This is a genomic window from Caenimonas terrae, from assembly GCF_042655405.1.
GTDB classification, from domain to species: domain Bacteria; phylum Pseudomonadota; class Gammaproteobacteria; order Burkholderiales; family Burkholderiaceae_C; genus Ramlibacter; species Ramlibacter terrae_A.
This window is the reverse complement of sequence record NZ_JBHSMF010000009.1, coordinates 857,032-868,910: the sequence shown is the minus strand read 5'-3', so window position 1 is coordinate 868,910 and position 11,879 is coordinate 857,032. Positions and strand designations below refer to the sequence as shown.

Annotated in this window: 9 protein-coding genes; 4 read left to right on the top strand and 5 right to left on the bottom strand. The window is 71.5% G+C overall.

The window, feature by feature from the left end; all coding sequences use genetic code 11:
- Positions 1–13: 13 nt before the first annotated feature.
- The 3 genes from ACFPOE_RS18010 to ACFPOE_RS18000 are packed head-to-tail and all read left to right on the top strand — an operon-like array spanning position 14 to position 6,027.
- Positions 14–1,315, top strand: a complete 1,302-nt coding sequence (locus ACFPOE_RS18010) for a TolC family protein (protein WP_376851669.1) — start codon at positions 14–16, stop codon at positions 1,313–1,315.
- Positions 1,312–2,859: an efflux RND transporter periplasmic adaptor subunit gene (locus ACFPOE_RS18005; RefSeq protein WP_376851668.1), complete on the top strand. Its 1,548-nt coding sequence runs from the start codon at positions 1,312–1,314 to the stop codon at positions 2,857–2,859. Before ACFPOE_RS18010 ends, ACFPOE_RS18005 begins: the two co-directional genes overlap by 4 nt.
- A gap of 12 nt (positions 2,860–2,871) precedes the next feature.
- On the top strand, positions 2,872–6,027 hold the full coding sequence (locus ACFPOE_RS18000) for an efflux RND transporter permease subunit (protein WP_376851667.1): 3,156 nt from the start codon (positions 2,872–2,874) through the stop codon (positions 6,025–6,027).
- Here the strand turns inward: ACFPOE_RS18000 and ACFPOE_RS17995 are convergent.
- Both ACFPOE_RS17995 and ACFPOE_RS17990 read right to left on the bottom strand, forming a co-directional pair.
- Complete coding sequence (locus ACFPOE_RS17995; RefSeq protein ID WP_376851666.1) at positions 6,018–6,569, bottom strand: hemerythrin domain-containing protein; 552 nt, start codon at positions 6,567–6,569, stop codon at positions 6,018–6,020. The genes ACFPOE_RS18000 and ACFPOE_RS17995 overlap by 10 nt on opposite strands.
- Before the next feature lie 72 nt (positions 6,570–6,641).
- Positions 6,642–7,469: a TSUP family transporter gene (locus tag ACFPOE_RS17990; RefSeq protein WP_376851665.1), complete on the bottom strand. Its 828-nt coding sequence runs from the start codon at positions 7,467–7,469 to the stop codon at positions 6,642–6,644.
- A 152-nt stretch (positions 7,470–7,621) separates the two neighbouring features.
- Between ACFPOE_RS17990 and ACFPOE_RS17985 the strand changes: the two genes are divergently transcribed.
- Positions 7,622–8,740 (top strand): YeeE/YedE family protein, encoded by a 1,119-nt coding sequence (locus tag ACFPOE_RS17985; RefSeq protein WP_376851664.1) that lies wholly within the window; start codon positions 7,622–7,624, stop codon positions 8,738–8,740.
- 51 nt (positions 8,741–8,791) lie between these two features.
- Here ACFPOE_RS17985 and ACFPOE_RS17980 read toward each other — a convergent pair whose 3' ends face one another.
- From ACFPOE_RS17980 to ACFPOE_RS17970, 3 genes are read right to left on the bottom strand one after another with little or no spacing between them, the layout of a single operon-like run.
- Complete coding sequence (locus ACFPOE_RS17980; RefSeq protein ID WP_376851663.1) at positions 8,792–9,793, bottom strand: Bug family tripartite tricarboxylate transporter substrate binding protein; 1,002 nt, start codon at positions 9,791–9,793, stop codon at positions 8,792–8,794.
- Positions 9,790–10,668, bottom strand: coding sequence for a TauD/TfdA dioxygenase family protein (locus tag ACFPOE_RS17975; protein ID WP_376851662.1), 879 nt, complete (start codon positions 10,666–10,668; stop codon positions 9,790–9,792). Before ACFPOE_RS17975 ends, ACFPOE_RS17980 begins: the two co-directional genes overlap by 4 nt.
- Before the next feature lie 10 nt (positions 10,669–10,678).
- Positions 10,679–11,815 (bottom strand): ABC transporter substrate-binding protein, encoded by a 1,137-nt coding sequence (locus tag ACFPOE_RS17970; RefSeq protein ID WP_376851661.1) that lies wholly within the window; start codon positions 11,813–11,815, stop codon positions 10,679–10,681.
- Positions 11,816–11,879 lie beyond the last annotated feature (64 nt).

The window sequence follows — 11,879 nt, the reverse complement described above, 5'->3', positions numbered from 1 at the left end:
CTACCCTCGCAGCATGTCCCGGCGTGTCCCCGCACCACCTGCCGTCGCCGCCCCGCGGGCGCTGCGCGTCGCAGCGCTGCTGCTGCTGGCCGCCCTGCTGGTCACCGGCGCCGCCGCTGCCGAACTCGGCCAGGACCTGCAGGGACTGCTGGCGCAGGCCCGCGCGCAGAGCCCGGAGCTGGCCGCGATGCGCAGCGAGGCGCAGGCGGCGGCGCAGCGGGTGGATCCGGCCGGTGCCCTGCCCGACCCGGTGCTGCGGGTCGAGCTGATGGACGTCACCAACAAGGCCACCGACGGCAGCTTCAACCTGCTGCCCAGCCGCGTCGGCGAGACCAAGTACACGCTGATGCAGACACTGCCGGCCTGGGGCAAGCGCGGGCTGCGCCGCGCCGCGGCGGCGGCGGAGGTGCAGGCGGCCACGGCCCGCGCCGACGCGGCCTGGACCGAACTGGCGGCCCGCATCAAGGCCGGCTACGCGCGCTACTACCTGGCCAGCGCCAACGAACGGCTGACCGGCGAGATCCTGCAGCTGGCGGCCAGCGTGGAACAGGTGGCGCAGGCCCGTTACGCCGGCGGGCTGACCGGCCAGCAGGACGCGATCCGCGCCCAGCTGGAGCAGACCGGCATGCGCTCGGAGCTGCTGATGCTGGAAAGCGAGAAGCGCCAGGCGCGCGCGCGCCTGAACGCGCTGCTGGCGCGCGACGCCGCCGCGCCGCTGGCGGAACCGCTGGCGCTGCCGCCGCTGCCGGCCGCGCAGCGCATGGACCCGGCTGCGCTGGCGCAGCGGCTGCGCGAAGGCAATCCGCTGCTGCGCGCCGAACAGGCCAAGCTGCGCGGCGCCGGCAGCACCCGCGAGCTGGCGCTGCGCAACCGCTATCCGGACCTCACGCTCGGCATCGCGCCCAGCCAGATGGGCTCGCGCATCTCCAGCTGGGGCCTGATGCTGGAAGTGGCCATTCCGCTGCAGCAGGATGTGCGCCGCGCCCAGGAAGCCGAGGCGCTGGCCATGGTCGACGCGGCGCAGCAGCGCTCCGAGGCGCTGGCGCACCAGCTGCTGGGCGACCTGGGCGAACAGCTGGCCGCGCTGGACGCGGCACGGCGCAGCGAGGAGCTGGTGACCACCCGCTCGCTGCCGCAGTCGGAGCTGGGCCTGCGCTCGGCGCTGGCCGCCTACGAGAACGGAAAGCTGGACTTCAGCAGCCTGCTGGAGGCGCAGCGGCAGATCCGCAAGGCCCGGCAGGACCGGCTCAAGGCCCAGGTCGAGGCCCGGCTGCGGCTGGCCGAGATCGAGCGGCTGCTGGGGGAGGATCTGTGAAGGCCTCGCATGTGATCGTCGCGATGCTGCTGCTGGGCGCGGCCGGCGCGGCCGGCTACTGGCTGGGCGAGCGGCCGCAGCGGACGGCCGCGGCCACGGCCGCCGGCGCGCAAAACGCCAACGGCGTGGCGGCCGTTCCCGCGCAACGCAAGATCCTCTACTACCGCAACCCGATGGGGCTGGCGGACACCTCGCCGACGCCCAAGAAGGATCCGATGGGGATGGACTACATCCCGGTCTACCAGGGCGAGGAGGAAACGGCCGCCGCCGGCCAGGTGCGCATCAGCACCGACAAGATCCAGAAGCTGGGCGTGCGCACCGAAGCCGCCGCCATGCGCACGCTGGGCCGCACGGTGCGTGTGTCGGGCCGGGTGGAACCCGACGAGCGCCGCGTCTACACCATCGCGCCGAAGTTCGAGGGCTATGTGGAGCGGCTGCACGTCAACGTCACCGGCCAGCCGGTGGCGCGCGGCCAGCCGCTGTTCGAGGCCTACAGCCCCGACCTGGTGGGGGCGCAGCGCGAATACGCAATCGCGGCGCAGGGCGTGCAGGCCATGGGGAGCGCGGGCGGCGAAGCGCAGGCCGGCATGAAGCAGCTGGCCGAGTCCAGCCTGGCGCGGCTGCGCAACTGGGACCTGTCGCCCGAGCAGCTTGCCGCACTGGTGCGCACCGGCCAGCCGCAGCGCACCGTCACCTTCCGCTCGCCGGTGGCGGGCGTCGTCACCGAGAAGAAGGCCATGCAGGGCATGCGCTTCATGCCGGGCGAGGCGCTGTACCAGGTCACCGACCTGGCGTCGGTCTGGGTGCTGGCCGACGTGTTCGAGCAGGACATCGGCCGGGTGAAGCCCGGCGCCACCGCCCGGGTCACGCTCAACGCCTATCCGGAGCGAACCTTCAGCGGCCGCATCACCTACATCTATCCCACCCTCAAGCCGGAGACCCGCACCGTGCCGGTCCGCATCGAGCTGGCCAACCCGGGCCAGCTGCTCAAGCCGGCGATGTTCGCGCAGGTGGAACTGCAGACCGGCGCCGGCCGGCCGGTGCTCACCATTCCCGATTCGGCGGTGATCGACACCGGCCGCCGGCGCGTGGTGCTGGTGCAGCTGCAGGAGGGCCGGTTCGAGCCGCGCGAGGTGGCGCTGGGCGCCGCCGGCGACGACAACCGGGTGGAGGTGCGGTCCGGCGTGCGCGAAGGCGAGCAGGTGGTGGTGGCCGCCAATTTCCTGATCGACGCCGAGAGCAACCTCAAGGCCGCCATCGGCGGACTGGGCAGCGCCGCCGCGCCGGCCCCGGTGGGCCACCGGGGCCGGGGCACCGTCGACAGCGTCGACCCGAAGGCGGGCACGGTGAGCCTGAACCACGGCGCCATCGCGTCGCTCAAGTGGCCGCCGATGACGATGGAGTTCGAGGTCGCCAACCGGGCGCTGCTGCAGGGCCTGAAGCCCGGCATGCCGGTGGCATTCGAATTCGTCGAGCGCAAGCCCGGCGAATGGCTGGTGACGGCGATCGCGCCGGCCGCACCCGACAGCCCAGGGGGGCGCTGACGCGCAGGACCCATGCTGGCGCGCATCATCCAGTGGTCGGGGAACAATCCGTTCCTGGTCCTGCTCGCGACGCTGTTCATCGTGATCGCCGGCGTGCTGGCCGTGCTGAAGACGCCGCTGGACGCCCTGCCCGACCTGTCGGACGTGCAGGTGATCGTCTACACCGAGTACCCGGGCCAGGCGCCGCAGGTGGTGGAGGACCAGGTCACCTACCCGCTGACCACCGCGATGCTGGCGGTGCCGCAGTCGAAGGTGGTGCGCGGCTTCTCGTTCTTCGGCGCCTCCTTCGTCTACGTGATCTTCGAGGACCGCACCGACATCTACTGGGCCCGCAGCCGGGTGCTGGAATACCTGAACTTCGCCTCGGCCCGGCTGCCCCGCGGCGTGACGCCGACGCTGGGCCCGGACGCCACCGGCGTCGGCTGGGTCTACCAGTACGTGCTGCTGGCCAAGGACCGGACGCTGGCCGAACTGCGCACCATCCAGGACTGGTACGTGCGCTACCAGCTGACCAAGGCGCATGGCGTGGCGGAAGTGGCGTCGATCGGCGGCTTCGTGCAGACCTACCAGGTGACGGTGGACCCCAACAAGCTGCGCAGCTACGGCATCCCGCTGGCCAAGGTGTCGCAGGCGATCCGCGACTCCAACCGCGACGTCGGCGGCCGGGTGGTGGAGATGGCGGAGACCGAGTACATGGTGCGCGGCCGCGGCTACCTGCGCGGCAAGGACGACCTCGAGCTGCTGGTGCTCAAGAGCGAGCGCGGCACCCCGGTGCTGGTGCGCGACGTGGCCCGCGTCGAACTGGTGCCGGACGAGCGCCGCGGCCTGGCGGAACTCAACGGCGAAGGCGAGGTGGTCTCCGGCATCGCCATGGCCCGCTACGGCCAGAACGCGCTGGAGGTGATCGGGAACATCAAGGCCAAGGTGCAGGAGATCTCCGCCGGGCTGCCGGCCGGCGTGACCATCGAGCCGGTGTACGACCGCTCCGACCTGATCCACCGCGCCATCGCCACCCTGACCCGCACGCTGGTCGAGGAAAGCCTGATCGTGGCCGCGGTGTGCGTGCTGTTCCTGCTGCACGTGCGCTCGGCGCTGGTGGCGATCGTGATGCTGCCGGTGGGCGTGCTGGTCGCGTTCATCGCCATGCGCCTGCTGGGCATGAACTCCAACATCATGAGCCTGGGCGGCATCGCGATCGCGATCGGCGCGATGGTGGATGCGGCCATCGTGATGATCGAGAACGCGCACAAGCACCTGGAGCGGCTGCCGCCGGGCCACACACCGGCGCAGCGCACCGACGCGATGCTTGCCGCCTGCCGCGAGGTCGGCCCGGCGCTGTTCTTCTCGCTGCTGGTCATCACGGTGTCGTTCCTGCCCGTGTTCTCGCTGGAATCGCAGGAGGGCCGGCTGTTCTCGCCGCTGGCCTTCACCAAGACCTTCTCCATGGCCGGCGCCGCGCTGCTGTCGGTGACGCTGGTGCCGGTGCTGATGCTGCTGTTCATCCGCGGCCGCATCCCGCCGGAGGCGAAGAACCCGGTCAACCGCGTCCTGGTGCGGACCTACCGGCCGGTGATCGCCGCCGTCATGCGCTGGAAGAAGCTCACCATCCTGGCTGCCGCCGTCGCATTGGCGGTCTCGCTGTATCCGGCGGCCCGCCTGGGCAGCGAGTTCATGCCCACGCTCGACGAGGGCACGCTGCTGTACATGCCGGCGTCGCTGCCCGGCATGTCGATCACCAAGGCGGCCGAGGTGCTGCAGACCCAGGACAAGATCATCAAGAGCTTTCCCGAGGTGGCCTCGGTCTACGGCAAGGCCGGCCGCGCCAACACCGCCACCGATCCGGCGCCGGTCGAGATGTTCGAGACCGTCATCAACCTCAAGCCGGCCAGCCAGTGGCGCGCCGGCCTGACGCAGGAGCAGCTGGTGGCCGAGATGGACCGGGCGCTGCAGTTCCCCGGCATCTCCAACGCCTGGACCATGCCGATCAAGGCCCGCATCGACATGCTCTCCACCGGCATCCGCACGCCGGTCGGCATCAAGGTGTTCGGCCAGGACCTGCAGCAGATGGAGCGGGTGGCCCGGGAGATCGAGGCGGTGGTGCGCAAGGTGCCGGGCACGGCGTCGGCCTTCGCCGAGCGGCTCACCGGCGGCAGCTACCTGGACATCGAGCCGGACCGGGCCCAGCTGGCCCGCTACGGCCTGTCGGTCGGCGACCTGCAGGACACGATCGCCACCGCGCTGGGCGGCGAGATGGTGACCACCACCGTCGAAGGCCGCGAGCGCTTCGGCGTCACGGTGCGCTATCCGCGCGAGCTGCGCGGCAGCCCGCAGCAGATCGAGCGCGAGGTGCTGCTGACCGCGATGGACGGCGCCACCATCCCGCTGGGCCAGGTGGCGCGGGTCGGCGTGGTGCAGGGGCCGCCGGGCATCCGCACCGAGAATGCGCTGCTGTCGGCCTACATCTACGTGGACATCCGCGGCCGCGACATCGGCTCGTATGTGGCCGACGCGCGCCAGGCGGTCGCCAGCGGCGTGACGCTGCCGCCCGGCACCTACATCGCCTGGAGCGGCCAGTTCGAATCGATGGAGCGCGCCGCCGCCCGCATGAAGCTGGTGGTTCCGGTCACGCTGCTGGCGATCTTCCTGCTGCTGTACCTGAACTTCCGCCGGCTGGCCGAGACGCTGATCGTGATGCTGTCGGTGCCGTTCGCGCTGATCGGCGGCGTCTGGCTGATGGCGGCGCTGGGCTACAACCTGTCGGTGGCGGTGGCGGTGGGCTTCATCGCGCTGGCCGGCGTGGCGGCCGAAACCGGGGTGGTGATGCTGATCTACCTGGACCACGCCTGGCAGGCCGCCAAGGTGCGCTGCCTGACGCAGGGGCGCCAGCCCGAGGCCGGCGACCTGCATGCCGCGGTGATGGAGGGCGCGGTGGAGCGGGTGCGGCCCAAGATGATGACGGTGGTCGCGATCATGGCCGGCCTGCTGCCGATCCTCTGGGGCACCGGCACCGGCTCCGAGGTGATGAGCCGCATCGCCGCGCCGATGGTGGGCGGGATGGTGTCATCGACGGTGCTGACGCTGGTCGTGATCCCGGCGCTGTACGCGCTGGTCAAGGAACGCGAGATCCGGCGCGTGCGGCGGCTGGCCGCCGCCGCGCTTCAGATGTAGCCCAGGGGCTGCGGCACGTGGCGCATGTGCAGCGCGATGCCCAGCGCCGCCAGGTGCCTGCTGTCGCGCCCGAGGATCCGCTGCGCCAGCGGCAGGAAGTGCTGCTCCTCCTCGCGCGCGTGCGCCAGGTAGGTGCGGCCCAGCCGCTCCAGCGCCTCTTCATCCAGTTCCGCCGGCGCGCCATGCGCGGCCATCTTCAGCGCCGGCCTCACCAGCGCCCACAGCGCCTCGATGGCGCGGTGTTCCGCGGTCAGGCGCCGGATCATCTCGGCCACCTGCGCGCACTCGGCGCCCAGGGCGGCGCTGCGCTGCACGGCCGGGAACAGGTCGTTTTCCTCGTCGGCGTGGTGCCGCGGCACCGAGGAGTCGAACAGTTCCACCGTGTCGGCCGCGATGTGGCGGGCGCGCTCGGCGGCGGCCAGCAGCTGCGGCAGTTCCGCGGTCGCCGTCAGCTGCGACAGGATGCCGAGGTGGCAGCGCGAAAACCCGTCCAGCGGTGTGTCGAGCTGGCCGTCGGCCGGGGGAACGGAATGGGCGTTCATGCTCTTCGCCTTCGATTGACAACGCTTCCCACTGTAGGCCGTTGCCGGCTGCCAGCCTTGACCCAGGTCAAGCTAGAGCGGGACTAGACCGGCCTTCCAGCCTGCCTGTGCCAGCATGCCGGCCGCGATCAGCAGCGACAGGATGGCGAAGCCCTGCTGCAGGCGCGGGCCCGACAGCCGGCCGGCGAACACGCGCCCCGCCAGCAGGCCGGCGACGGCGCCGGCCGCGAAGGGCAAGGCCACCGCCCACTGCACCTGGCCGGCCAGGCTGGCGTTGAACACGCCGCCGGCGGACACCAGCGCCAGCACGCCCATGGTGGTGGCCACCACAGCCTTCATCGGCAGGTCGGTGAAGGCCAGCAGCGTCGGCACCAGCACGAAGCCGCCGCCCACGCCCAGCAGGCCGGAGAGGAAGCCGGCCACCGCGCCGGCCAGCAGCAAGGCGCGGGCGCAGGCGGCGTTCCAGTGCAGCCGGCCCTCGTTCGGATCGAGCCGGCAGGGCGGCGCCGCCGGCCGGCTCACCGCCTCGCCGCGCAGTTCGCGGTTGGCGTTGCGCAGCGTGCGCACGGCAACCACCGCCAGCACCACGGCGAACAGCGCCGTCAGTGGCCCGTTGGGCAGCCGCTGTCCCAGCCACAGGCCGGCCGGGCTGGTCACCAGCCCCGCCACCGCCATCACGCCGGCGGCGCGGTACCGCAGCACCCGGGCACGCAGCCCGAGGAACGCCCCCAGCGCCGCCGCCACCGCCACCGCCAGCAGGCCCACCGGAGCCGCCTGCGCCAGCGTCAGCTGCAGGCCGAACACCAGCAGCGGCACCGCCACGATGGCGCCACCGGCGCCGGTGAGCGCCAGCACGAAGCCGACCGCCAGGCCCATGAAAGGAGCGAGCAGGCTGCCCATCGCTCAGCCGCGCGCCGGGCGGGCAAGCCGCTGCGGCAGCGCCGGCGGGACGATCAGGTGGGGGTTCATGGCGAGGCTCCGGAACAATATATGAATCGATAGATTATAAAACCGGCGGCCCCGGCGCCACGGACCCCTAGAATCGGCCGCTTATGACCGACGCTGCCCTCGCCTCCCTCACCCACCTCGTGCTCTGGTCCGCCTTCGCGGTCGGCCTGCTGTTCGGCGCCGTCACCCAGCGCACGGGCTTCTGCACCATGGGTGCGGTCAGCGACATCGTCGCCATGGGCGACTGGACCCGGATGCGCCAGTGGGCGCTGGCCGCCGGCGTCACGATGCTGGGCTTCGCGGCGCTGGCGTGGACCGGCACCGTCGATCCGGCCAAGACGCTGTACGCCTCGACCCGCTGGCTCTGGCTGTCGGCGCTGTCCGGCGGGGCGATCTTCGGCTTCGGCATGGTGCTGGCGTCGGGCTGCGCCAGCAAGACGCTGGTGCGCGTGGGCGGCGGCAGCCTGAAGTCGCTGGTGGTGATGATCGTGCTGGGGGTCGCGGGCTTCGCCACCCTCAAGGGCATCACCGCGGTGCTGCGCACGGCGACGGTGGACCGCGTCGCCGTCGAAAGCGCCACCCAGGCCAGCCTGCCGGCCTGGGCCGCGCAGCTGCTGCCGGTGAGCGTGCCGGTGGCGGCGCTCGCCATCGGGCTGGTGCTGGGGCTGGCGCTGCTGGCGTTCGCCCTGGCCGACCGCGAGTTCCTCGGCCAGCGCAACAACCTGCTGGCCGGCTTCGGCGTCGGCGCCGCGGTGCTGGCGATGTGGTGGGTGACGGGCCACCTGGGCCACATCGCGGAACATCCGCAGACGCTGGAGGAGACCTTCCTGGCGACCAATTCGACCCGGGCCGAGGGCCTGAGCTTCGTCTCGCCGATCGCCTATTCGCTGGACTGGCTGATGTTCTTCAGCGACCGCAGCAAGCTGCTCAGCGTCGGCATCGTTACGGTGGCGGGCGTGATCGCGGGGTCGGCGGTCGTCGCGCTGGCGCAGCGCAGCTTCCGCTGGGAGGGCTTCGGCGACACCCGCGACCTGGGCCACCACCTGGTCGGCGCGTCGCTGATGGGCGTGGGCGGCGTGACTGCGATGGGCTGCAGCATCGGCCAGGGCATCACCGGCATTTCGACGCTGAGCGCCACCAGCTTCGTCGCCGTCGCCGCCATGATCGCCGGCGCAGTGGCCGGCCTGAAGTACCAGATGTGGCGGGTGGAACGCTCGCTCTGAGGGTCCGCGCGCGGCTGCGTCCCGGTCCCGGGTCGAGCCCGGGACGACGCACTAGGCTTGCAGCTGCAGGTGCGAGTCGCGGATCACGCCCTTCCAGCGGGCCAGGTCGCTGCTGACCTGGGCCCGGAACAGCTCGGGCGAACTCTTGACCGGCGTCGCGCCGGAATTGAGCAGCCGCGCGTGCACGTCGTCGGTGGCCAGGGTCTCGCGCAGCGCCGCATCGAGCCGGGCGATGATCGCCGGCGGCGTGCGCGAGGGCGCCATCAGCCCCACCCAGGAATTGATGTCCAGGCCCGCCGTCTCCTTGTAGCCCAGCTCCGCCAGCGTCGGCACGCCGGGCAGCACCGGTGAACGCTGTGCGCTGGTCACCGCCAGGCCCTTGAGGGCGCCGGAACGCACGTCGCCGGAGGTGGCCGGAACGGCCGCCAGCATCAACGGGATCTGCTTGCCCAGCACCTGGGCGCGGGCGTCGCCGCCGCCGCGGTAGGGAATGTGCACCGCAAAGAAGCCCAGCCGCTGCTTGAGCAGTTCCATCGTCAGGTGGCCGGTGCTGGCGACGCCGGCGGTGCCGTAGTCATAGACCGTGCTGGCGCCGATCATCCGGCGCGACAGCGCGATGAACTGGCCGAAGTCCTTCGCCGGAAAACTCGGATGCGACGTGATCATCACCGGCGCGTCCACCACCTTGCCGATCATGGCGAAGTCGCCCACCGGTTCGAAGCCGATGCCGGGATTGGCCGCCGGCAGCGTCACGTGGGTGCCGTCGAAGGCCATCAGCAGCGTGTAGCCGTCGGGCGCGCTGGTGGCCACCGCGCGGGTGGCGATGGCGCCGCCGGCGCCGGTGCGGTTTTCCACGAACACCTGCCGGCCCAGGATCTCGCCGAGCCGCGGCGCGATGAAGCGCGCCGTGATGTCGGCGATGCCGCCGGGGGCCAGTCCCACCAGCAGCCGGATCGGCTTGTGCGGATAGTCGGTGTCGGCCAGCGAGGCCGCCGCATAGCCGGCCAGCGGCGCCGCTGCCAGCGCCCGGGTGAAATGGCGGCGGGAAATCATGCTGCCTCCTTGACCGCCGCGGCCGACGGGACGTACTTGCCCTTGATCTGGGAGCGGTGCAGGGTGCGGAACTGCTCGGGCGGGAAGCCGTCGCGCCGGTGCATGGTGGTGAAGTTGTTCCAGAGCACCACGTCGCCCAGCCGCCACTGGTGGCGCATGGTCACCTGGGGATCGGTGGCGTAGCCCCAGATGGTGTTGAGCAGCGCGTCCGACTCCTGCAGCGGCAGCCCCGGGATGTAGGCGTTGCGGCGGCGGCCCAGGTAGAGCGTGCGCTCGCCGCTCTCGGGCTGCTCGATCACGACCGGGTGCAGCGTGCCCACCGACTGGGTCGGATCGTCGTTGGGCGTGATGCCCTTGCGCACGAAGCCGCCGCTGTCGTAGGTGCCGTCGTGCTTGATCGACAGCCGCTCCAGCCGCCGCACCAGCTCCGCCGGCATCGAGCGCAGTGCCGCCGGCATGCTGGCGAAGCAGGTGTCGCCGCCGCTGTCCGGCAGCTCGATCGACCACAGCATGGAGGCGAAGGGAGGCTGCTGCAGGTAGGACATGTCGGTGTGCCACTGCGCCTCGCCGTCGCCCAGCGCACCGATCGGTTCGCCGGCGCCGTTCTTGCGGTTGGACACCACATACAGGTTGGGATGGTCCGGCACGCTCTTGCGGCCGGCGCCCTGGTTGGGCGGCGGGTCCAGCTCACCCAGCATCGCCGAGAAGCGCTCGAACTGCGCGTTGGTCAGCTGCTGGCCGCGCAGCACCAGCACGTGATGTTGCTGCCAGATGCCGTACAGCCGGTCGAACTGCGCCGGGGTGATCGTGGCCAGCGAGACGCCGCTGACCCGGGCGCCGAGCACCGGAGTGACGGGTGTGAAATCGATCGCCATCCTTGCCTCCTCAGACCAGGCCCGCGTTGCGCGACGCCAGCGACAGGTCCACGAAATGCGAGCCGGTGCGCTCGCTCCTGGTGTAGCGGAAATTGGTGTAGCCCAGGTCCAGCCCGCTGACGCGGCCCATGCCTTCGATCAGGCCGGCACGGCTTTCGGTGCGCGCCTGGCGCAGCCCTTCGAGCAGCGCCAGGCCGGTGACGTAGCCCTCCAGCGAGACCGGCGACACCGGGATGTTCATGGCCCGCGCCTCCGGCAGGAAGTTGCGCACCACGGTGTACTTCTCCTTGGTGTACTCGGGCACCACCACGCTGAAGCCGACGCCGGGCGCGTCCTTGCCCAGGTCGGCCAGCAGCTTCTCGCGGTCGACGAAGGAGATCACCATCTTGGGCAGCACCAGCGTGCGCGGCGCGTATTCGCGCAGGAAGCCGGTCAGCGGCGCGTTGTTGGCCAGGATGATCAGCACCTCGGGCTTGTTGCCATCCAGCGTCCGGATCGCGGCGGCGTTCTGCCCGGGCCCCTTGCGGTCGACGCCGGCGGTGACGGTCAGCTTGCCGCCTTCGCGCGCCAGGATCGATTCGAGCAGCGGCACGTTGGTGGACTTGGCGTCTTCCAGGTGGACGAAGCCGAATCGCTCGGCGCCCAGCTGCCGGTAATGGTGGACGATGGCCTGCAGCTCGCGCTCGTAGCTGGCGCGGGTAGTGAAGGTGGTGGCCGCCTTGTCGCCATACAGCAGCGGCGTGCCCGAGAAGGCCCCGACCAGCGCGATGCCTTCGCCGGCGGCCAGCAGCGCCGCCGCCTCCGAACACGGCCGCGTGGTGCAGCCGGTCAGGCCGATCACCTGGTGGTTGGCGACCAGCTCCTTGACGTTGGCTTCGGTCTTGCCCTTGTCGCCCTGGTCGTCGAGGGTGAGCAGGCTGACAGCCCGGCCGCCGATGCCGCCGCCGCGGTTGGCTTGTTGCAGCGCCGCCTTGATGCCGTCGCGCATCGCGGTGCCGAAGCCGGCCTGCGTGCCGGTGATGGCCGCGGTCTGTCCGACCACGATCGCGCCTGCGTTCGCGGCGTACGACGTCGAGAGCCACGGCGCGGCGGTCGCGGCCGCCAGCGCGATGCTGCCGCCGCGGCGAAGGAAGGATCGGCGTTTCATCATGGACTCCATCTTTTGCGGCCAGAAGTGGCTGGGGCAGTATTGGGTGCAGGCACGCGGCGGC